The 19,775-nt window shown below is 60.7% G+C and carries 20 protein-coding genes, 1 tRNA gene and 1 riboswitch; of the genes, 10 read left to right on the top strand and 11 right to left on the bottom strand.

Going from position 1 to position 19,775, the window contains the following annotated elements; translation table 11 throughout:
• Position 1: 1 nt before the first annotated feature.
• Both IFT66_RS15975 and IFT66_RS15970 read right to left on the bottom strand, forming a co-directional pair.
• Positions 2-1,090, bottom strand: coding sequence for a quinone-dependent dihydroorotate dehydrogenase (locus IFT66_RS15975; RefSeq protein WP_192078290.1), 1,089 nt, complete (start codon positions 1,088-1,090; stop codon positions 2-4).
• Positions 1,091-1,101: 11 nt separating this feature from the next.
• Positions 1,102-1,449, bottom strand: coding sequence for a DUF952 domain-containing protein (locus tag IFT66_RS15970; RefSeq protein WP_062453901.1), 348 nt, complete (start codon positions 1,447-1,449; stop codon positions 1,102-1,104).
• A gap of 92 nt (positions 1,450-1,541) precedes the next feature.
• Between IFT66_RS15970 and IFT66_RS15965 the strand changes: the two genes are divergently transcribed.
• The 3 genes from IFT66_RS15965 (at position 1,542) to IFT66_RS15955 (ending at position 3,569) form a co-directional block, all read left to right on the top strand.
• Positions 1,542-1,946, top strand: a complete 405-nt coding sequence (locus IFT66_RS15965) for a hypothetical protein (RefSeq protein WP_092663642.1) — start codon at positions 1,542-1,544, stop codon at positions 1,944-1,946.
• A 98-nt stretch (positions 1,947-2,044) separates the two neighbouring features.
• Positions 2,045-2,692, top strand: a complete 648-nt coding sequence (locus IFT66_RS15960) for a response regulator (protein WP_062453903.1) — start codon at positions 2,045-2,047, stop codon at positions 2,690-2,692.
• A 211-nt stretch (positions 2,693-2,903) separates the two neighbouring features.
• On the top strand, positions 2,904-3,569 hold the full coding sequence (locus IFT66_RS15955) for a S24 family peptidase (RefSeq protein WP_062453904.1): 666 nt from the start codon (positions 2,904-2,906) through the stop codon (positions 3,567-3,569).
• Between the two features lie 43 nt (positions 3,570-3,612).
• Here IFT66_RS15955 and IFT66_RS15950 read toward each other — a convergent pair whose 3' ends face one another.
• Positions 3,613-4,467, bottom strand: coding sequence for a transporter substrate-binding domain-containing protein (locus IFT66_RS15950; protein ID WP_192078200.1), 855 nt, complete (start codon positions 4,465-4,467; stop codon positions 3,613-3,615).
• A gap of 103 nt (positions 4,468-4,570) precedes the next feature.
• On the opposite strand from IFT66_RS15950, the gene IFT66_RS15945 reads away from it, so the two are divergent.
• Together IFT66_RS15945 and IFT66_RS15940 are read left to right on the top strand one after the other, a co-directional pair.
• A complete protein-coding gene (locus IFT66_RS15945; protein ID WP_192078199.1) occupies positions 4,571-6,493 on the top strand; it encodes a glycosyltransferase family 2 protein in 1,923 nt (640 codons plus the stop codon).
• A 269-nt stretch (positions 6,494-6,762) separates the two neighbouring features.
• On the top strand, positions 6,763-8,115 hold the full coding sequence (locus tag IFT66_RS15940) for a calcium-binding protein (protein ID WP_192078198.1): 1,353 nt from the start codon (positions 6,763-6,765) through the stop codon (positions 8,113-8,115).
• 200 nt (positions 8,116-8,315) lie between these two features.
• Here the strand turns inward: IFT66_RS15940 and IFT66_RS15935 are convergent.
• Both IFT66_RS15935 and IFT66_RS15930 read right to left on the bottom strand, forming a co-directional pair.
• Positions 8,316-8,389: transfer RNA gene (locus IFT66_RS15935), tRNA-Gly, on the bottom strand.
• 70 nt (positions 8,390-8,459) lie between these two features.
• The gene (locus IFT66_RS15930) at positions 8,460-9,554 is read right to left on the bottom strand and encodes a 2'-deoxycytidine 5'-triphosphate deaminase (RefSeq protein ID WP_192078197.1); all 1,095 of its coding nucleotides are present in this window, start codon (positions 9,552-9,554) and stop codon (positions 8,460-8,462) included.
• A gap of 73 nt (positions 9,555-9,627) precedes the next feature.
• Positions 9,628-9,706: riboswitch (SAM riboswitch) on the top strand.
• A 46-nt stretch (positions 9,707-9,752) separates the two neighbouring features.
• Here IFT66_RS15930 and IFT66_RS15925 point away from each other — a divergent pair.
• Entirely contained in the window at positions 9,753-10,943 is a 1,191-nt protein-coding gene (locus tag IFT66_RS15925) for an O-succinylhomoserine sulfhydrylase (RefSeq protein WP_192078196.1), read from the top strand.
• Between the two features lie 166 nt (positions 10,944-11,109).
• Complete coding sequence (gene apaG, locus IFT66_RS15920) at positions 11,110-11,502, top strand: Co2+/Mg2+ efflux protein ApaG (RefSeq protein WP_062453923.1); 393 nt, start codon at positions 11,110-11,112, stop codon at positions 11,500-11,502.
• A gap of 13 nt (positions 11,503-11,515) precedes the next feature.
• On the opposite strand, the gene IFT66_RS15915 is transcribed toward apaG, so the two are convergent.
• The 3 genes from IFT66_RS15915 to IFT66_RS15905 all read right to left on the bottom strand — a co-directional run bounded on the left by IFT66_RS15915 (position 11,516) and on the right by IFT66_RS15905 (position 14,868).
• On the bottom strand, positions 11,516-12,505 hold the full coding sequence (locus IFT66_RS15915) for an Hsp33 family molecular chaperone (RefSeq protein ID WP_092663650.1): 990 nt from the start codon (positions 12,503-12,505) through the stop codon (positions 11,516-11,518).
• Positions 12,506-12,704: 199 nt separating this feature from the next.
• Complete coding sequence (argF, locus tag IFT66_RS15910) at positions 12,705-13,622, bottom strand: ornithine carbamoyltransferase (protein ID WP_062453925.1); 918 nt, start codon at positions 13,620-13,622, stop codon at positions 12,705-12,707.
• 49 nt (positions 13,623-13,671) lie between these two features.
• Positions 13,672-14,868, bottom strand: coding sequence for an aspartate aminotransferase family protein (locus IFT66_RS15905; RefSeq protein ID WP_092663652.1), 1,197 nt, complete (start codon positions 14,866-14,868; stop codon positions 13,672-13,674).
• A 451-nt stretch (positions 14,869-15,319) separates the two neighbouring features.
• On the opposite strand from IFT66_RS15905, the gene IFT66_RS15900 reads away from it, so the two are divergent.
• A complete protein-coding gene (locus IFT66_RS15900) occupies positions 15,320-15,859 on the top strand; it encodes a GcrA family cell cycle regulator (RefSeq protein ID WP_062453927.1) in 540 nt (179 codons plus the stop codon).
• A 196-nt stretch (positions 15,860-16,055) separates the two neighbouring features.
• The gene (locus IFT66_RS15895) at positions 16,056-16,490 is read left to right on the top strand and encodes a PACE efflux transporter (protein ID WP_062453928.1); all 435 of its coding nucleotides are present in this window, start codon (positions 16,056-16,058) and stop codon (positions 16,488-16,490) included.
• Here the strand turns inward: IFT66_RS15895 and IFT66_RS15890 are convergent.
• Positions 16,429-17,217 carry an ArsR/SmtB family transcription factor gene (locus IFT66_RS15890; protein WP_192078195.1) on the bottom strand — a complete coding sequence of 263 codons (789 nt, stop codon included), beginning with the start codon at positions 17,215-17,217 and terminating at the stop codon, positions 16,429-16,431. The genes IFT66_RS15895 and IFT66_RS15890 overlap by 62 nt on opposite strands.
• A 124-nt stretch (positions 17,218-17,341) precedes the next feature.
• On the opposite strand from IFT66_RS15890, the gene IFT66_RS15885 reads away from it, so the two are divergent.
• Complete coding sequence (locus tag IFT66_RS15885; RefSeq protein WP_192078194.1) at positions 17,342-18,256, top strand: DMT family transporter; 915 nt, start codon at positions 17,342-17,344, stop codon at positions 18,254-18,256.
• On the opposite strand, the gene phoB is transcribed toward IFT66_RS15885, so the two are convergent.
• On the bottom strand, positions 18,238-18,921 hold the full coding sequence (gene phoB / locus IFT66_RS15880) for a phosphate regulon transcriptional regulator PhoB (protein ID WP_062453930.1): 684 nt from the start codon (positions 18,919-18,921) through the stop codon (positions 18,238-18,240). The two genes, IFT66_RS15885 and phoB, sit on opposite strands and share 19 nt — an antisense overlap.
• A 125-nt stretch (positions 18,922-19,046) precedes the next feature.
• Positions 19,047-19,760, bottom strand: a complete 714-nt coding sequence (gene phoU / locus IFT66_RS15875; protein WP_062453931.1) for a phosphate signaling complex protein PhoU — start codon at positions 19,758-19,760, stop codon at positions 19,047-19,049.
• Positions 19,761-19,775: the final 15 nt, after the last annotated feature.

Genomic DNA, 19,775 nt, shown 5'->3' with positions numbered 1-19,775 from the left:
TCTAGAGGCTTTTGGCCGCCCACTGGTCGAGATGCGTGTCGCGCAGTTCGCGGATCGATGTGGCCTTTTCCTGGTCAAGCAGAGATGACAGGCCGCGGACGATCGCGGATGGCAGGCCCGGTCCTTCATAGACCATGCAGGAATAGACCTGAACGAGATCGGCTCCGGCGCGGATCTTTTCGAGCGCTTGCGCCGCACTTCCCACACCGCCGACGCCGATGATCGGCAGATCCTTGCCGACCCGCTGGCGCATCTTGGCAAGCACGGTCGTGGAGCGTGAAAACAGCGGCGCGCCGGAAAGGCCGCCCGCTTCTTTCGCCTGGGTCTGGTTGCGCAGACCGTCACGCGCCAGTGTCGTGTTGGAGACGATCAGACCATCCAAAGCATGGGACGTAGCTTCTGCCGCGACGTCGTCCATTCCCTCTTCGGTCAGATCCGGCGCGATTTTCAGGAAGATCGGCACGGAACGGCCATGGCGGGTCGCCTCTTCGTCACGCACGGACAGGATTGCCTCGAGCAGTGCCTTCAGACTGTCGCGCACCTGCAGGTCGCGCAGGCCGGGCGTGTTGGGCGACGAGATATTGGCTGTGAAATAGGTGGCAAGGCCGTAGAATTTGCGGATACCGGCGGTGTAATCGGCGATACGGTCCTGTGCGTCCTTGTTGGCGCCGATATTGACACCGACGATGCCGCTTGCGCCTCTACGGGCCGACAGGCGCTGGAAAGCCGCCTCGTGGCCCTCGTTGTTGAAGCCGAGCCGGTTGATGATGCCGCGGTCTTCCACCAGCCGGAAGATGCGCGGCTTGTCGTTGCCAGCCTGCGGCTTCGGCGTCACGGTACCGACCTCGGTAAATCCGAAGCCGAGCTTCAGGACCGCATCCGGCACTTCGGCATTCTTGTCGTAGCCGGCGGCAAGCCCGATCGGGTTTTCAAAGCGGATGCCGGCGATCGTCTGGGCAAGCCGCGGATCGGCTTTCAGGCTGCAGGCCGGCACGACACCGCTTTTCAGCGCCGCGACCGACAGGCCGTGGGCTTTTTCCGGATCGAAGACGAACAGACTGCGCGACGCGAACGCCGAAAAGGGCCGCATCACTGTTCCGATCATGGCATTTTCTCCGGAAAGGCATGCTGGCCGTCAACGCCGATCAAAAGCGGCATTTCCCAGAGCACGGCCGAAAACGGCAGGAAGCCGTAAAGGTGGGGGAAAAGATCGCCACCGCGAGAGGGTTCGAATTTAAGGGCATCGCCCAGAACCAGCGTGTTGACGGCGACCAGCATCAGGCCCGTCAGGCCGGCGAAATGCCGCTTGGCCGTTTCGCGCGCCTGGGACCCGGTGGAGAAATGGATATAGCCATCACGCAGGTCGATTTCCGCACCTTCGAAGCGGCCGGTCTCCTTAGCCTTGCGCCAAAGTGAATCGGGTACGATCTTGTAGACGATATCGGGCATCACGAACTCCCATAGTCCGGCTCTGATCTATGATCGGCACCGTTTGCCGCAAAGGGCGTTGATTGTCCATGGTGCAATGAGGAGGAAGGATCATGAAAAGGATCACTGCGACACGAGTCTTTGTAACCGTTGCGCTCTCGACGCAGGTGCTTTCGCTGCCGGCTCAAGCGCAAGACGACCGGCGGTTCCAGCTGGAGCGGACCGAACAGGGCATCGTGCGGCTGGATACGCAAACCGGCGCGATGTCGCTGTGCAACGACACCGACGGAGAACTGGTCTGCCGCATGGCACCGGACGAGCGGGCCGCCTATGAAAAGGAACTGGATCTGCTCGAAAAACGCGTGACCGCGCTGGAACAGCGTCTTGCCGATCGCCCCAAGACCTTTCCTGATGACGATGCTGTCGACCGGTCGCTCTCGATCATCGAGCGGTTCATGCGCGGCGTCATGTCGATGGTGCGGGAATTTGGCGGTGAGCCGCAACCGGACAGGACCTGATTCATGCTATTTTGCAGACTTGTGTCGCGCCACACTCGGCGCTACACATTAGGTATTACAGGGAAAGCACGACTATGCCTTTGGGAGGGGGCGTGGACATGCAGACACTCAACATCATCATCGCCGACGACCATCCGCTTTTCCGCGGTGCGCTGAAACAGGCGATACAAGGCGTTGCCGACGAAATTGTCATCATCGAAGCGGGCGACTTCGATGCGGCGAGAACAGCGGCGCAAGACAATCCCGAAACCGATCTCATGCTGCTCGACCTTGCCATGCCGGGCGTGAGCGGATTTGCGGGCCTGACGTCGCTCAGGTCGGCCTTTCCGGCGCTACCGGTGATCATCGTTTCAGCCACGGACGATCGCAGCACGATCAGGCGGGCGCTCGATCTGGGCGCTTCCGGCTTCATTTCCAAATCCTGCGGGCTTGACGATATCAGGGCCGGAATACAGGCCGTGCTGGAAGGCGATATCTGGGTGCCGAAAGGCGAGACATCGCAGAGCGAGGAAGACGCCGCAAGATCAGACATTCTCGACCGTCTGCGGACGCTGACGCCCCAGCAGCACCGGGTTCTGTCGATGCTTGGCGAAGGCCTGCTCAACAAGCAGATCGCCTACGAGCTGGGCGTCTCTGAGGCGACCATCAAGGCGCATGTCTCGGCTATTCTTTTGAAGCTGAACGTCGATAGTCGCACCCAGGCCGTCATCAAGCTCGGCCGGCTCAACATGGCCATGGTGGCGTAGGATAGCAGCAAAGGATTTTATTCCTTTTCTGCTTTACGAAATCCCCCTGCTGGGCTAAATTCTGCGACGAGCAAGCGGAGATCGCCCATCTCCGGGCGGCGGCGCCTTGAGGGCCGGTATCCTTGACGCTTGCATCCAACGGGACTGATCGGCAATGGCAGGCGGAAGGCGGCAACGGCTGTTTCCTCTTGCGCCGGGGGCAGGGACGACGATGCTGTCACATGAGACGATATGGATCGCGATCGACACGCTGGCTGAGCGTCATCAGCTGTCGCCGTCTGGGCTTGCCCGACGCGCAGGACTGGATCCGACCTCGTTCAACAAGTCGAAACGGCTTGGCCCCGACGGACGACTGCGATGGCCCTCGACGGAATCGATTGCCAAAGTTCTGGAAGCGACCGGCGCAACGGTCGATCAGTTCATGAGCTATCTGCCGCATGCGATGGGCAGGTCGCAACTTCCCGACGGCAATTTTCCCTCCCAGAACGGCACGATCCCGCTGCTCGGCTTTGCCCAGGCCGGCTCCGGCGGCTTTTTCGACGATGGCGGTTTTCCTGCCGGACAGGGCTGGGATGTGGTGGAGTTTCCCGTCGATCCTGCTCGAAAAGCCGGTGTCTACGCGCTCGAGGTCCAGGGCGATTCCATGATGCCGCTCTATCGGGACGGCGACGTGCTGATCGTCGAGCCCGGCGCACAGGTTCGGCGTGGCGACCGCGTGGTGTTGAAAACCCGCGAGGGCGAAGTGATGGCGAAAGTTCTGGCGCGCCAGAGTGCGCGCCTGATCGAGCTTCTGTCGCTCAACCCCGAACACGCGAACCGTTCCTTCGACACGGCCGATGTGGAATGGATGGCACGGATCATCTGGGCGAGCCAGTAAGCCGCGTTGCATTCAACGTATCTTGAGAAAAAATTCCTTGGTCTCAATAGAGGCCGTTCGGGAAATAGCGCAGGTAGAGTTCCTGCAGGCGGCCGTTGCGCGACAATTCGGCCAGCGCCTGATCAAAGGCGGCGGCAAGGGTCGGATCGTTTCTGCGGACCATGATGGTCAGGCCCTCGCCTAGAAATTTCTGCGACAGGTAGGGGCCGTCGAACAGGCTGCAACAGGTCTCCGATGCCTCGCTTGCGACCCAGAACGGCAGGCGAAGGCCATCGGCAAAGACGGCATCCACTTGTCTCTCCTTCAGAGCTTCCAGCATGTCCTCGTAACTGTCGAACGACTTTTGCGTGAGCTTCGGGAAGAACGCTCTTAGCATCGCATCATGCGCCGTTCCCTTGACGACACCGACCGGACGATCGCTGAGGTCCGATACCGTGGTCGCAGCCAGTGTCGCCGCGTTGTTGCGGGCAAACCTTGCCGGGATACCGAGATAGGGCCTGGAAAAAAGAAAGCGCTGCCGCAGCGACGGAGTTGCAGCGACCGCTGCCATCACGGCCTCCCCGCCCCCGTCTTCCAGGGTCTTTTCGAGATCCGCGAAGGGCATGGCCTGAATCTGGCACTTTGCCTCGATCTTCAGGACCGTGCAAATCTCGCGGGCGAGATCGATGTTGAAGCCTGACAGCCGGCCAGATTGATCTGCGAAATTGAAAGGGGGGAAATCGACAGTCGTCAGGATGCGCACGCGCAGGATTGTCGACAGATCCTGGCGCTCCACGCGTTCTCGTGCGTCAAACATCAGCGGAAGCTGGGTCGCCGGGGTAGAAGGCGGAGCGGTGGAGGCCGCAAGTGCCTGCGTTGCGGACAGAAGTCCGTATATCACCACCACCAAGAGCTGCATAAACTTGAAAACACCACTGCTTTTTAGGGATGTAATCAGGTATCGCATCTTTATGATCCGTGTGGGGCAATAGGGGTTCGTCTGCGGACGGTGTAGCAGCAACATGCGCTCAGAGGAACATGCTTCGCAGCCGACCTATCACGACGAAACGGGGGCGCCGCCGACCGACGAGATCGAGTCCGGGCAATTGCTCGACTTTCGTCCCGGCATCCAGGTCGAGCTGACAGCGCTTGCGGCCCTCGGTTTCTCGAAACCGTTGATCGCCAAGCTGGCTGGCCTCTCCAGGCAAAACGGGACGACGGTCGAGGCCGAGCTTCTGGCATGCGGCGACGTGAGGGAAGACGCCTATTACGGTGCCATCGCCCGTCTGCTGCGACTTCCCTTCGTCTCGTCGCTCGATCCCGCGCTTGTCGTTATCCTGCCCTCGACCGACGCCCAGCTGACACGCCCGACCATGGTGAGGATCGCCCATCGCAACAAGGCGCAGGAAATCGCCATCGTGCCGGAGGCGGCGCGACTTTCGCAGATTGCGGCAACGCTTGCGACCCTGCCTCTTGTGGGCCGCGATCTCGTCATCACCACGCCGAGCGCCATTCGCGAATCCGTCTGGAAAGCCGATGCAGCGCGCCGCATCCGCGAGACCACGAATACCCTGTTCGAGCAGAGACCCCTGCTGTCGGCCCGCGTTGTGCTCGCAGGCCACCAGGGCTTTTACGGTGGGTCGTTTCTGACGACCCTTGCCTGTCTCCTGCTGATTGCACCGATCGATACGCTGCTTGCGCTGCATATCGTCCTGTCGCTCACCTATTTCTCGACGCTCTGTCTGCGGCTTTCGGCGATGATCCGGCAAACGTTGGTGGCACCTGAACGCGTGCCAGTCGCTCCACCGTTCGGGCCGCTGCCGCACTACACCATTCTCGTCGCGCTCTACCGCGAAGAGGCCATGGCCGAGCAGTTGGTCGCAAGCCTCAAGCGGCTGGACTGGCCCGCATCTCTGCTCGACATCAAGTTCGTATGCGAAATCGACGACCGGCAGACGATCGAAGCCTTGAAGGCGCTTGAGCCTGGCCCGCAGTTCGAGATCGTCGAGGTACCGGCCTATGGTCCGCGGACGAAGCCAAAGGCTCTCACCTATGCGCTGAAAGGTGCGCGCGGCGAATTCACGGCAATCTACGACGCCGAGGACAGGCCGCACCCGCTACAACTCCGCGAGGCGTACCGGCGGTTTCGCGCGGCACCATCCGAACTTGCCTGCCTGCAGGCACCACTGATCATCAACAACGCCCGGGAAAGCTGGTTGAGCGCGTTGTTTTCGCTCGAATATGCAGCGCTGTTTCGCGGCCTTTTGCCGATGCTCGGGAGAATGAACATGCCGCTTCCACTCGGCGGCACGTCCAACCATTTCCGCACCAGCGCGCTGATCGCAGCCGGCGGATGGGATCCGTACAACGTGACGGAAGACGCCGATCTTGGCATGCGGCTCTACCGGCTCGGCTTTACCGCCGACGTGATGCGGCACCAGACGCTGGAGGACGCGCCTTTATCGATCAAGGTGTGGACGTCGCAGAGAAGCCGCTGGTTCAAGGGCTGGCTGCAAACCTGGCTGGTGCTGATGCGCGACCCGGCGCGGCTGATCGGCGAAATCGGCATCAAGCCTTTCTGCGTAATCCAATTGCTGGTGGGCGGCATGCTTTTGTCATCGCTGCTGCATCCGCTGATCCTCGTCTTTCTCGGCGTCGGCTTCTCGGCAATGCTGCGGGCGCCGATCGACACGCTGCCGCTTGAGGTCGTCGGCCTGTTCGCGATCGACTTCACCAATATCCTCGGCAGCTATCTCATCTTCCTCGGCCTCGGCATCGGATCGATGACCGACCACGAAAAGCGCCTCGTCGGCCGCCGCTGGGTTGCCGTGCCGCTCTACTGGATGATGACATCCTTCGCCGCCTGGAAGGCGCTACGGGAACTCAGGACAAAGCCCTTCCACTGGAGCAAGACACCCCACATGCCGCGCCGGAAGGAGAGCTGATCGGGAGAGGGGATTGGAGCAGGCGAAGGGAAGCTGAACCTCGTCTTCAGCTGGGGAAACTTCGGGAAGACGCAGGAGACCCAATTGAACGCTTCGTTGGGCACATATCGCGCTGGTCTGTAGGCGACGGGTTATCTGTAGCATTTTTGGGACGGGCAGCTGGAGGCACGCAAATATTTTTTACACCGACGATATTTTACCCATGCAGCAAAGAGGTCATTTCATGTATGTTGAAGTGTATTGTTGTATTCTAATGGGGGATTGGAACAATGGCTTTACAGATATTCGCAACTAATTCCGTTGGCGCCGGTATTCGTGCCGACCTCACCACACTTGACGACGCCTTCATCGCTTCGGGCGTTACTGTCGGTTCTACTGACGGAACCGCGATCAGGGGTACTGGGAGTTATCATGACGTCAACGTACAAGGCACATTAATTGGTAACTATGACACTGTCGTACTCGGCGATGAAGGCACGGTCGACCATGATCTACACCTGATCGTCGGAAGCAGTGCTTATATGGCCCAATTTAGCGACACTGGTTATGGCGCCTGGATCAGGGGTTACAACTCTACCGTAGAGAATAGCGGTACGATTTGGAGCAACTATCGTGGAGTGGTAATTTCGGCCTCTAACGCGGCCACACAATCGACCGTAATCAATACCGGCATGATCGATGGGAGATTTACCGGCCTCTTTCATGCCGGCAACGAAACGCTGGTCGTACAAAATAGCGGAACGATCAAATCGCTCTCTCAAGCTTATTTAGGTTCAGAGGGGATCGATCAGATTGTCAACACTGGCAAGATCATAGGCACGGTATCCCTGAATGACGGAGCCGACATTTTCGACACGAAGTTCGGAACCCTCTCCGGCACAGTCGATGCGGGCGGAGGCAGCGACAAGCTCTACGGCAGCGCTCTTGCCGACACCCTTAATGGAGGCGCCGACGAGGATATCCTCAACGGCTACGGTGGAGACGACAAGCTATCTGGAGATGATGGCGATGATACGCTGAATGGCGGTGAAGGCGCCGATACACTCAGCGGCGGCGCGGGAACCGACCGGGCCTCCTACTCGTCGGCAACGTCAGGCGTGGTTGCCAGTTTACTCACTTCGTCCATCAACGCCGGAGAAGCCAAGGGCGACACCTACAGCTCGATTGAAAATCTAACGGGCTCAAATTTTAAAGACACCCTTCACGGCAACGCAGCAGCAAACAGTATCAATGGGGGTGCTGGTAATGACATCATCAACGGTTACGGCGGATTGGATAGGCTAACTGGTAGTTCAGGCAACGACACATTCATCTTCGATACTGCCCTTAACGCGGCGACTAATGTCGACACCATCACCGACTTCAATGTTGTCGCTGATACGATGCAACTACAGAATGCAGTGTTCACGGCCTTCAACGCTACCGGCGTTCTGAACGCTACTGCCTTTGTCAAAAGCGCGTCGGGCGTGGCAGCGGATGCCTCCGATCGAATCATTTATGAAACCGATACCGGCAAGGTGTTTTACGATCAGGATGGAAACGGCGGCGCATTTGCCGGCATCCAATTTGCGAAGCTGGCGGCAGGCCTAGCGATCACCAACGCGGATTTCTTCGTTATCTGAGGCGCTCACTCAAAATTGTGGACGTCGAGACATGCTCGGCGTTCACCTCCATTTGTGACTAAGGCAGGTGTCGATTGCATAATCGCAAACAATGAACGTGTCAGCAGCAGCGGAGGATAGCCGGAGCACGAACCGCGAAGCGGGCCACTGCAACGGCAGATAACAGTGAAACGCCATTGCCTTTGAGGTATTAAATCCGCTGGAGCGGGTGAAGGGAATCGAACCCTCGTATTCAGCTTGGGAAGCTGCTGCTCTACCATTGAGCTACACCCGCGTCGGGGGAAGGTTTCCAACAATGGGCCTTGTCTGTCAAGGTCGCCGGGGTGGAAGCGTCCGGGGATGTCCTAGCTGCGGAAATGCTTGGAGAGTTTGAGGCCCTGCGCCTGATAGTTCGAGCCGAGGCCGGAGCCGTAGAGGCCCTGGGGTTCTTCCAGCATGTGTTCGTAGACGAGGCGACCGACGATCTGGCCGTCTTCGAGGATGAACGGGACCTCGTGGCTGCGCACCTCTAGGACTGCGCGGCTGCCGCGGCCGCCGGCGGCCTCGTGGCCGAAGCCGGGGTCGAAGAAGCCGGCGTAATGGACGCGGAATTCGCCGACCAGCGGGTCGAACGGTGTCATTTCGGCCGCGTAGAGCGGTGGCACATGGACGGCCTCGCGCGAGACGAGGATGTAGAATTCATCCGGATCCAGAATCAGTTCGTTGCGGCCGCGGCTGTGGATCGGCTCCCAGAAATCGAACAGATCATGCTGGGCCTTCTTGTCGACATCGACGACGGCCGTGTGGTGCTTGCCGCGGTAGCCGATCAGGCCATCGTTGTCGCCGGCAAGGTCGATCGATAGCGCTATGCCGCCGCCGGAAATGTTCGGCTGCGCGGCGGCGACCAGCGTTTCGGCTCCATGCAGCGCCAACAGCTCCGGCTCCTGCAGAAGGGCGTTGCCGACGCGGAAGCGGATCTGCGACAGGCGCGAGCCCTGGCGCACGACGATCGGAAATGTGCGCGGGGAAATTTCGAGATAGAGCGGACCGCGATAGCCTGAAGGGATCTTGTCGAACTCCTGGGCGCGATCGGTGATGACGCGGGTAAAGATATCGAGGCGGCCGGTGGAGCTTTTCGGATTGGCCGAAGCCGACATCTCGGCCGGCAGATCGAGGCTTTCCATCAGCGGCACGATATAGACGCAGCCGGTTTCGAGGACGGCGCTTTCGGAGAGATCGATGACGTGCAGGCTGAGGCGCTTGAGCTTGTCGGACACGAGGCTCATCGGCCCCGGCATGAACGAGGCGCGCACGCGAAACGCCTTCTGCCCCAAGCGCAGATCAAGGCTCGCCGGCTGGATCTGGTCCTGATCAAGCGCCCTCTCGGACTTCAGCCGTCCTTGTTCGAAGAGCGCCGCAATTGCGCGGTCCGCCAGAATTCCCGTTTCGCGAGCCATCATGTCTCTTTCAGATTTTGGGGCCGACAAAACCAAATGCGGACCATTGACGCAAGCGGAAGCGAGGCGTAAGGCAGCTTTATCCCGTGGTGATTTGGCCGGTCGGCTTGCAGCCACGTTAAACAAGTGGCTAAAAAGACCGGGTTGAAAACCGGTCTGCGATTGCGGCCGGTTTTTTTGTATCACGAAGGTGATGAACACATGAGCAAATCCCCGAACAAGAACTGGCGCCCTGCCACCACGCTCGTCCATGGCGGCACGCTGCGCTCGCAATATGGCGAGATGTCGGAAGCCATCTACCTGACGCAGGGCTTCGCCTACGACAGTTCAGAAGCCGCCGAGGCCCGTTTCAAGGGCGAGGCCGACGGCTATATCTATGCCCGCTACGGCAGCCCTACCAACGACATGTTCGAAAAGCGCATGTGTGCGCTGGAAGGTGCAGAAGAAGCCCGCGCCACCGCCTCCGGCATGGCCGCCATCACGGCAGCGCTCATGTGCCAGCTTCGCGCCGGCGACCATATCGTTGCCGCGCGGGCCCTGTTCGGTTCCTGCCGCTGGGTTGTCGAAACGCTCGCCCCGCGCTACGGCATCGAATGCACGCTGGTCGACGGTCGCGACCTTGCCAACTGGGAAGCGGCGATCAAGCCCAACACCAAGGTGTTTTTCCTGGAAAGCCCGACAAACCCGACGCTGGAAGTGATCGACATTGCCGGCGTTGCCAAGCTTGCCAATCAGGTCGGCGCCCGTCTGGTGGTCGACAACGTGTTCGCAACGCCGCTCTTCCAGCGGCCGCTGGAACTCGGCGCCCATGTGGTCGTCTATTCCGCCACCAAGCATATCGACGGCCAGGGCCGGAGCCTTGCCGGCGTCATCCTTTCGGACCGCGAATGGGTTCTGGAGCACCTGCAGGACTATTATCGCCATACCGGTCCGGCGATGTCGCCGTTCACCGCATGGACACTGATCAAGGGGCTGGAAACGCTGCCGATCCGTGTTGCCCAGCAGACGTCGAATGCGGCGAAGATCGCCGATTTCCTGGCCGAGCAGAGCAAGGTCGCGAAAGTGATCTATCCCGGTCGCAAAGACCATCCGCAGGCCGATATCATCACCAAGCAGATGACGGGCGGATCGACGCTGGTCTGTTTCGAGCTGAAGGGCGGCAAGGAAGCGGCCTTCAAGCTGCAGAATGCCATGGAGGTGGTCACCATCTCCAACAATCTCGGCGACACCCGCTCGATCATCACGCATCCGGCAACGACGACGCACAAAAACCTCAGCGACGAAGCCCGTACGGAACTGGGAATTTCGCCCGGCACCGTGCGCTTTTCGGCCGGCATCGAGGATGCGGACGACCTGCTGGAAGATTTCGCGCAGGCGCTGAAGCAGATCTGATCGACTTTACGCCGAACGATGGGTAGACCCGGAACGCTCCGGGTTTACCATATCAGTTATCCCTATCATCAAGAACGCGACATTGCCTCAGATGCAAGCCGCGAGAATTCTTGACCTTTCTCCCCCACTGTACGATATCGGCACGATGAGCAATCTTGAGGTGCCAATGTACCGCGCCCGCACCAGAGACATAGACGTCGCCGTCGAGCCCTATTATCTCGAGGAGCAGTCGAGCCCCGAGGACAGTCGTTATGTCTGGGGATACCGGATCGTGATCGAGAACAAGTCCTCGATCAGCGTTACGCTCGTGCATCGCTACTGGAACATCACGGACGAAAACGGGATCGTCGACGAGGTCGACGGACCAGGCGTCGTTGGCGACCAGCCGCGACTGGAGCCCGGCGACAGCTACGAATATTCGTCCGGGTGCCCGCTCGACACGCCATCCGGCGTCATGTTCGGCACCTACGATATGAAGACGGACGAAGGCGAGACTTTCAAAGTCGACATTCCCGCCTTCTCGCTGGATTCACCAGGCGTCGTGCGCGTTCTGAACTGACCCGCAAAGCGGATCAGGCGCTTTCGAATTCTTCCGTCACGAACTTGTAGGTGGTCGAGCAGAACTCGCAGGTTACCGCGATTTCTCCATCTTCCACACTCGCGTGGATTTCTTCCGCAGAGAACCCGTCCAGCACGCCCTTGATCTTGTCGCGCGAGCAGCTGCAGCGGTCGAACACCGTCTGCGGATCATAGACCCGCACGCCGCGCTCGTGGAACAGCCGGAACAGCAGCCGTTCGATCGCCACCTGCGGATCGGTCAGCTCGTCCGTATCGATGGTGCCGACCAGCGTGCTCGCCTCTAACCAGGCATCGTCCTCGACTTCGACGGCATCGCGTTCGTCACCGTCGCCGCCATGCAGGTCGGGCTGGCGCATGCGCTCAGGCGCCTGTGGAAGGAACTGGGCGACAAGTCCGCCAGCGCGCCAGTTGTGGCGCGGGTTGCCGTCCTCGTCGCGGTCGATGAGTTCGGCGACGGCGAGGCGAACCCTGGTCGGGATCTGTTCGGACTGGCGGAAGTAGACGCCGGCCATTTCTTCAAGCGACGAGCCGTCCATCGGAACGATGCCCTGATAGGGCTGCATGCCGCGGCCCTGATCGATCGTCAGCGCAAGAAAGCCATGGCCGAGCAGTTCGGCAGGCGAGATCTTGCCGTTCTCGACGGCTTCGGCCAGTGCATCCTCGTCGTAGCGGGCATAGGCGCGCAATGCATCCGGCGTGGAGAAATCGGCAACAAGCAGGTCGACCGGGCCGTCACCCTTGGTCTGCATGGTGAACTTGCCTTCGAATTTCAGCGAAGTGCCCAGCAGTGCAGTGAGCACGACGGCTTCCGCCAGCAGCCGTGCGACAGGTGCCGGATAATCGTGCCGTCCGAGGATCGCGTTGAGGAGTGGCCCGAGCTGGACCGCACGGCCGCGCACATCGAGGCCATCCACCTGGAAGGGCACGACGCGGTCGTCGCCGGCAAAATCGAGTTCGTTCAGTTCAACAGTCGCTTCCGCCATGAGTTAACTCCTTCGCGCCGGCGCTCTCAGTTCCTCGAACGCTTTTACACAAGCGCCAGCCGCAGCGGAACCGCCGGCCGGGGATTTGAGAACGTTGACGATATCGTGTTGAAGCGCCGCACTCGTTCGGCGGCGCGCTTTGAAAGCCGTCAGATGGTGGCGGCTCTCATCGAATTCAAGTCGGAAGCGCTTTCGATCCTCAGACGATGCCGAAGCACCAGGCAAGGATCGACTTCTGCGCGTGAAGACGGTTTTCCGCCTCGTCGAACACCACCGACTGTGGTCCGTCGATGACCTCGTCGGTGACTTCCTCGCCGCGATGCGCCGGCAGGCAGTGCATGAAGAGCGCGTCCTTGTTTGCCTGATCCATCAGCGCCTTGTTGACCTGATAGGGCTGGAAGATGTTGTGGCCACGCGCCTTGTGCTCCTGGTTCATCGACACCCACGTATCGGTGACGACGACATCAGCGCCGGTGACCGCCCGTTCGGCGTCGTGGCAGAGCATGATCTCGCCGCCATTGTTGCGCGCCCAGTTCAGGAACTTGTCATGCGGCTCGGAGCCCATCGGCACGGCCATGTTCATCTTGTAGCCGAACCGCGCCGAGCCTTCGACGAGCGAGTGCAGCACGTTGTTGCCGTCACCCGTCCAGGCGATGGTCTTGCCTTTGACAGGACCGCGATGCTCCTCGAAGGTCATCAGGTCGGCCATGATCTGGCAGGGATGGGTATCGTCGGTCAGCGCGTTGATAACAGGCACGGTGGCGTGCTCGGCCATTTCCCGCATGCGGTTGTGATCGGTGGTGCGGATCATGATCGCATCGACATAGCGCGACAGGACACGTGCCGTATCGCCGATCGTCTCGGCGCGGCCGAGCTGCATTTCCGTGCCGGACAGGAAGAGCGTCTCGCCGCCGAGCTGGCGCATGCCGACATCGAAGGAGACGCGGGTGCGGGTGGACGGCTTTTCGAAAATCATCGCCAACATCTTGCCGGCGAGCGGCTGGTCTCCCTTGCCGGCCTTGAAGGCCTGCTTGCGGCTTTTCGCGTCGTCGAGAATGGTGCGAAGATCCTCCGGCGAAACCGCCGAAAGATCCAGGAAATGCTTTGGTGATGCCATGCTATCGTCCCCTATCGAGGGGAACCGTCACCGGCACCCCTCATCGCGCTCAGGCTGTTTTCTTGAGTTCTGCCTCGGTCAGCTTTTCCGCTGCCCGTTCGATCCGTGCGAGCCCCTCGCGGGCTTCCTCCGCCGTGATCGTCAACGGCGGCAGAAGGCGCACGACGTTATCGCCAGCAGGTACTGACAGCATTTTCTCATCGCGCATTGCAACGACCAGATCGCCAGCAGGCACCCTTGCCTTGATGCCGAGCATCAGGCCTTCGCCTCTGATATCTTCGATCACGTCAGGGAAACGGTCCTTCAGGCTTGCCAGTCCCTGGCGGAACACGAGCGCGACATCGCGGACATTTTCAAGGAAGCCATCGGCCAGCACGACGTCGAGCACCGCGTTGCCGCAGGCCATGCCGAGCGGATTGCCGCCATAGGTCGTGCCGTGAATGCCGGGCTTCATGCCGGAAGCAGCCTCTGCGGTCGCAAGGCAGGCGCCGAACGGGAAGCCGCCGCCGATGCCCTTGGCAACAGCCATGATATCAGGCGTGATGCCTGTCAGTTCGTGGGCGAAGAAGCGGCCGGTGCGGCCAACCCCGCTCTGCACTTCGTCGAGGATCAGCAGCAGACCCCGGTCGTCGCAGATGCGACGCAGCTCGCGCAGGAATTCCTTGTCCACGACGCGCACGCCGCCCTCGCCCTGGATCGGCTCGATCAGCAGCGCGCCGGTGTTTTCGTTGATCGCAGCATTGAGGGCGTCGAGATCACCGAACGGCACCTGATCGAACCCTGGCGCCTTCGGGCCGAAGCCTTCCATGTATTTTTCCTGACCACCGGCGGCAATCGTCGCGATGGTCCGGCCGTGGAAGGCACCTTCGAAGGTGATGATGTGGAATTTCTCCGGATGACCCTTGGAGAAATGATAGCGACGCGCCGTCTTGATGGCGGTCTCAAGCGCTTCGGCGCCGGAATTGGTAAAGAACACCTTGTCCGCGAAGGTGGCATCCACCAGACGGCGGGCCAGACGCTCCTGCTCCGGGATCTCGTAGAGGTTGGAAAGGTGCCAGACCTTCTCGGCCTGCGACTTCAGCGCGTTTACCAGATGCGGATTGGAATGACCGCAGGAGGTGACGGCAACGCCTGCCCCGAAATCCAGATATCGCTCGCCACCTTCCGTCACAAGCCATACGCCCTCGCCTCGATCAAAGCGCAAAGGTGCCCGGGCAAACGTGTCGTAAAGTGCGGCTTCAGCCATGGCGACATCACTCCTCTGGGTAGGTTCCGACCCCCCTCTCCAGACCTCTCCGGAGACCGGGAATGCGGCCTGAAAAATCAAAAATGCCGCCCACCGGGCGGCGCGGGCACTATCATGGCTAAGTGCCTCCATGTCAACAAAACTTGGTGTTTTATAGGGCTTTCGGGGCATACGCCGCGATGCAACCTGATGCTGTGTTGCGGCATTTCGGTCTGTGACAAAAATGACTCTTGAGGGCAGCAAGTTGGGGAAAACCGCGAAATCGATTCGCGGCGATTCGAGCGACTCTTGCCACGGAGTCAGCCACACACTAGGTTAATCCTCAATTACTAGAACGCATGCGGCGGAACTAGTCACCTCGAAGCATAGATTGCGTGGGTGCGGCGGATTTATTTCGCCGCAGAGGTGAACGGATTCTGTCTGCCAGCAACGTTCAAAGGCGGAGAACGGCATGAACTGGACTGATGAGCGCGTCGAGCGACTTAAAAAACTATGGTCGGAAGGTCTCAGCGCCAGCCAGATTGCAGCCCAACTTGGAGGCGTAAGCCGCAATGCCGTGATCGGCAAAGTGCACCGTCTCAACCTTCCGGGTCGCGCCAAAGCAGGCGGTTCGGCGTCGGCCAATCGCCCGGCATCCAAGCGCCCAGCGCCCGCAGCTCCGCGCGCGCCGAGCTTTGCCGGACGCGACACAGCCCGTCCCGCAGCACGGACGGTGGGTGCAAACGCCCTCAAGGAAGATCAGGACGTCAACGTCGCGGAGCCGGTGAAATACACCGCTTCCGGCAGCGTCGTCGTGCCGATCTCGCGCCGTCTGTCGCTGACGGATCTCACCGAGCGCACATGCAAGTGGCCGGTCGGCGATCCGCTGACGGACGACTTCCATTTCTGCGGTTGCGATGCGCAGGATGCGTCGCCCTATTGCAAATATCACGCGAAGCTTGCCTACCAGCCAGTGCACGAGCGCCGTCGTCCGGCTGCCCGCGCGTCCTGAGTCAGGCGGCTGCGGAAACAAGATCGAAGGCGGGCTCTGGCCCGCCTTTTGCGTTTTCGGCATGGCTGACTTGCGCTGAAAAAACTTGCCTCGCACTCCCTGGGCTCCTATTTCGGCCTCGAGAGAGGACGACCTCCCCCTGAATGGGCATAACGCCGGGACGACCCGGCATGAACCGCACCTAAAGGGGAAGATCATGCGCTCGATAAGAGACCGTATTCGCCACGCCATCAGCTTTGAAATCATCGGGCTTCTGATGATGGTGCCGCTCGGCGCTTTCGTCTTCGACATGCCGGCCGAACATATGGGCATTGTCGGCGTCGTGTCTGCGACGGTCGCGACCGGCTGGAACTACCTCTACAATCTGGGTTTCGACCGCTTTCTGCAGGCGCGACGGGGTACGACGCTGAAGACGCCTGCCTTGCGCATTGCTCATGCGGTGCTGTTCGAAATCGGTCTGCTGGTCGTGCTGATGCCGTTTATCGCGTGGTATCTGCAGATTACCCTTCTCCATGCGCTGACAATGGATATCGCGATCGCGCTGTTCTACGTGGTCTATGCCTATCTCTTCAATCTTGGCTACGACAAGCTGTTCCCGCTGCCGGAATGGAAGACCCAGGAAGCCGCCTGACCATCAGAGTTTCGGACGGTGCAATACGCCAGTCCGATGGAAGCCTGAATGTCTCGGCAAACCCGATCTCTCCGGCGCGCGTGATCCGCAGAGCCCGGGTTTCCTCTCGGCGGCCGATCCAGCCGACGCCAAGAGCGCGGTCCAGCAGCGCCGCACCCATTTGTCCCGCCAGATGCGGCCGTCGCTCGCTCCAATCGAGGCATGTCCGGCAGAGCGGGCGTTTCGAACGGGTCAGCTGTTCGAGATCGATCCCGAAATCACAAAAGAACCGTCTGCCCTCGTCGGTGATCAGGCCGGCTCCATCGCCGAGCAGCATGTAGCCGCTTCCTGTTAGGGCATCGGCGAGCGCGATGGCGAGACGGCCGGCCATGTGATCGTAACAGGTGCGGGCAAGCCGTAACGCTTCGTCTTTCGGGCCGACAGGATGATGGCGCTTCGGCCCATCCGCGGCGACTGCCATCAACGCGTGGATCGCGTGCGCGACTTCCGGAGAGGCAAGTCGGTAATAGCGGTGCCTGCCCTGCTTCTCGACCTCGATCAGGCGAGCCTGCGCCAGTTTGCCGAGATGGCCGCTGGTGGTCTGCGCGGTGACGCCGGCGTGGCGTGCCAGTTCGCCCGCCGTCAGCGCCTGTCCGCCCATCAGCGCGGACAGCATGTTGGCGCGTGCAGCATCGCCGATCAGGCTTGCAACTTCCGCAATCGTATTTCCTGAAACCATATTGGGCATGATCCAGTTCTAGCACCGGAAAACTTTGCCGTCAGCGGTCAACGGTTCGGCCGTCGTCGAAGCATTTCTTTTCCTGGTTCCGCTAAGAGGGGCGGAGATTGCATTCATGGGGACAGGAACTGGAATGGCGGACACCAAAACAAGCATGGCAACGGATCTGTTGCTGCTCCTCACGCTCGCGACGCTTTGGGGCGCGTCCTACACGCTGATCAAAGTCGGTGTGGAGACGATTTCGCCTGTCACCTTTATTGCCGTCAGAACACTGGTCGCCGGGCTCATTCTCGCTGCGGCACTACGCCTTCGCGGATTGAAGCTGCCGACCGACCGGCAGACCTGGAAGCTTTTCACGGTTCAGGCCTGCCTCAACAGCGCGGTCCCCTTCACCCTCATCGCCTGGGCCGAACAGACGACCGATGCGGGCCTTGCCACCATCTTGAGTTCAACGACGCCGATCTTCGCCTTTCTGTTGACGGCGCTGATCACCCGCCATGAAAGCGTCTCTGCGGCCAAGCTGTTTGGAGTTGCCGCAGGCATTGTCGGCATATGCCTGATCGTCGGCATGGAGGCGCTTGCCGGCTCGGGCGAGAGCCTCTGGGCGCAACTCGCCATCGTGGCGGCGACGATCTGCTATGCGGCGGCTGCCATCTTCGGCAAGAATTTTAAAGGATTGGACCCGATGATGCCCGCCGCGGGATCGCTGATTGCAGGGGCGGCCATCCTCATTCCCGTGAGCCTCGTGGTCGATCGGCCCTGGACGCTGACGCCCAGCGCCGATTCCATGCTCGCCCTGTTGGCGCTGGCGGTATTTTCGACGGCGCTGGCCTTCGTCATCTATTTCCGGCTGGTCCAGACGCTCGGCTCCGTCGGCACGACGGCGCAGGCCTATCTGCGGGTGCCGATCGGCGTTGGCATCGGCGTCGTGTTTCTCGGCGAAACGCTTGCCTCGACAGCCTGGCTCGGTCTCGCCTGCGTCGTGACCGGCGTGATTGCCATGACGCTGCCGGCTAGGAGACGCGGTGCTCAGGCTTCCATCGAGTAGCCGGCACCGCGGACCGTGCGGATGACGTCCTGCATGTTGGAAAAGTTGAGCGCCTTCCGGAGGCGCCCTACATGCACGTCGACGGTACGCTCGTCGACATAGATGTCATGGCCCCAGACGCCGTCGAGCAGCTGCGAGCGCGAAAAGACGCGGCTGGGCGACGCCATCAGGAATTCCAGAAGTCTAAACTCTGTCGGCCCGAGGCGAACTTCGCGGCTCTTGCGGTGAACGCGGTGGGTTTCGCGGTCGAGTTCGATGTCGCCGCATTTGAGGACGCTCGACAGCACTTCGGGTCGGGCACGGCGCAGCATCGCCTTGACGCGGGCCATCAGTTCCGGCGTCGAGAAAGGCTTGACCACATAGTCGTCTGCGCCGGTGGCAAGCCCACGAACGCGCTCGCTTTCTTCGCCGCGCGCCGTCAGCATGATGATCGGCAGGCGTTCCGTCTCCGGCCGCATACGCAGGCGACGGCAGAGTTCGATGCCTGAAACGCCCGGCAGCATCCAGTCGAGAATGAGAAGATCCGGAACGCGCTCCTGAAGCCTGATTTCCGCTTCGTCACCGCGAAGCACGGTATCGACCTCGTAACCCTCGGCCTCCAGGTTATACCGAAGGAGGACGCTGAGGGCCTCTTCGTCTTCCACGACTGCGATCTTCGGCTGCATTCCGACTTGCTCCGTCACTCGTCCCGAACCGCACTTAGATCCGCCAGATCCGCTCGCGCTGCTTCAGGTCATTGGTTTTGGCAGTTATCGTCCCGAAACCGGCAGGCGATTTCGGGAGAGCTGCATCATGTCCCGGCGGAGCCGAGCATGTTGGACGTATCGTCCTTCGGACGTTCGCCCTCCGGCTGTGCGCCGGTCGCGATGTAGTAGATGGTCTCGGCGATATTCGTCGCGTGGTCGCCGATGCGCTCGATGTTCTTGGCGCAGAACAGGAGATGGGTGCAGGTGGTGATGTTGCGCGGATCCTCCATCATGTAGGTGAGGAGTTCGCGGAACAGCGAGGTGTACATCGCGTCAATCTCTTCATCGCGCTGGCGGATGATTTCGGCTTTTTCCGCGGAGCGGTTGGCGAAGACATCAAGAACGTCCTTGAGCTGCACCAGCGCCAGTTCGGAAAGATGCTCCAGACCACGGGCGAGCTTGCGCGGGACGCCTGTTCCCTGCACGGCGAGCACGCGCTTGGCGGTGTTCTTACCAAGGTCGCCGACGCGTTCCAGGTCAGCTGCAATGCGCAGCGTGCCGATGATCTCGCGAAGGTCGGCCGCCATCGGCTGACGCTTGGCGATGGTGACGATCGCCTTGTCCTGGATATCGCGCTCGGCGTGGTCGAGAATGACGTCGTCCGAGATGACCTTCTGGGCCAGCGCCGAGTCGGAGTTGACGAGCGCACGCACGGCATCACCGCACATCTGCTCCGCCAGACCGCCCATTTCGGAAATCCGGCGGTTCAGGTATTTCAGTTCCTCGTCATAGGCCGAGAGAATATGGGTCGAAACCATGTGTCTGATCCTTGA

Origin of the sequence: Rhizobium sp. CFBP 13726 (assembly GCF_014841925.1) — a bacterium.
Classification (GTDB): Bacteria; Pseudomonadota; Alphaproteobacteria; order Rhizobiales; family Rhizobiaceae; genus Neorhizobium; species Neorhizobium soli.
The sequence above is the reverse complement of the archived record's forward strand: the minus strand, read 5'-3'. Positions and strand labels throughout refer to the sequence as shown.

What these genes read in the sequence shown, in the direction of transcription:
- IFT66_RS15955 (WP_062453904.1), top strand. Translation starts at nt 2,904, where the DNA reads ATGCTGTCACATGAGACGATATGGATCGCGATCGACACGCTGGCTGAG.
- phoU (WP_062453931.1), bottom strand. Translation starts at nt 19,760, where the DNA reads ATGGTTTCGACCCATATTCTCTCGGCCTATGACGAGGAACTGAAATAC.
- IFT66_RS15950 (WP_192078200.1), bottom strand. Translation starts at nt 4,467, where the DNA reads ATGCAGCTCTTGGTGGTGGTGATATACGGACTTCTGTCCGCAACGCAG.
- IFT66_RS15975 (WP_192078290.1), bottom strand. Translation starts at nt 1,090, where the DNA reads ATGCGGCCCTTTTCGGCGTTCGCGTCGCGCAGTCTGTTCGTCTTCGAT.
- IFT66_RS15885 (WP_192078194.1), top strand. Translation starts at nt 17,342, where the DNA reads ATGGCGGACACCAAAACAAGCATGGCAACGGATCTGTTGCTGCTCCTC.
- argF (WP_062453925.1), bottom strand. Translation starts at nt 13,622, where the DNA reads ATGGCATCACCAAAGCATTTCCTGGATCTTTCGGCGGTTTCGCCGGAG.
- IFT66_RS15905 (WP_092663652.1), bottom strand. Translation starts at nt 14,868, where the DNA reads ATGGCTGAAGCCGCACTTTACGACACGTTTGCCCGGGCACCTTTGCGC.
- apaG (WP_062453923.1), top strand. Translation starts at nt 11,110, where the DNA reads ATGTACCGCGCCCGCACCAGAGACATAGACGTCGCCGTCGAGCCCTAT.
- IFT66_RS15900 (WP_062453927.1), top strand. Translation starts at nt 15,320, where the DNA reads ATGAACTGGACTGATGAGCGCGTCGAGCGACTTAAAAAACTATGGTCG.
- IFT66_RS15930 (WP_192078197.1), bottom strand. Translation starts at nt 9,554, where the DNA reads ATGATGGCTCGCGAAACGGGAATTCTGGCGGACCGCGCAATTGCGGCG.
- IFT66_RS15925 (WP_192078196.1), top strand. Translation starts at nt 9,753, where the DNA reads ATGAGCAAATCCCCGAACAAGAACTGGCGCCCTGCCACCACGCTCGTC.
- IFT66_RS15960 (WP_062453903.1), top strand. Translation starts at nt 2,045, where the DNA reads ATGCAGACACTCAACATCATCATCGCCGACGACCATCCGCTTTTCCGC.
- IFT66_RS15965 (WP_092663642.1), top strand. Translation starts at nt 1,542, where the DNA reads ATGAAAAGGATCACTGCGACACGAGTCTTTGTAACCGTTGCGCTCTCG.
- IFT66_RS15945 (WP_192078199.1), top strand. Translation starts at nt 4,571, where the DNA reads ATGCGCTCAGAGGAACATGCTTCGCAGCCGACCTATCACGACGAAACG.
- phoB (WP_062453930.1), bottom strand. Translation starts at nt 18,921, where the DNA reads ATGCAGCCGAAGATCGCAGTCGTGGAAGACGAAGAGGCCCTCAGCGTC.
- IFT66_RS15915 (WP_092663650.1), bottom strand. Translation starts at nt 12,505, where the DNA reads ATGGCGGAAGCGACTGTTGAACTGAACGAACTCGATTTTGCCGGCGAC.
- IFT66_RS15895 (WP_062453928.1), top strand. Translation starts at nt 16,056, where the DNA reads ATGCGCTCGATAAGAGACCGTATTCGCCACGCCATCAGCTTTGAAATC.
- IFT66_RS15940 (WP_192078198.1), top strand. Translation starts at nt 6,763, where the DNA reads ATGGCTTTACAGATATTCGCAACTAATTCCGTTGGCGCCGGTATTCGT.
- IFT66_RS15890 (WP_192078195.1), bottom strand. Translation starts at nt 17,217, where the DNA reads ATGCCCAATATGGTTTCAGGAAATACGATTGCGGAAGTTGCAAGCCTG.
- IFT66_RS15970 (WP_062453901.1), bottom strand. Translation starts at nt 1,449, where the DNA reads ATGCCCGATATCGTCTACAAGATCGTACCCGATTCACTTTGGCGCAAG.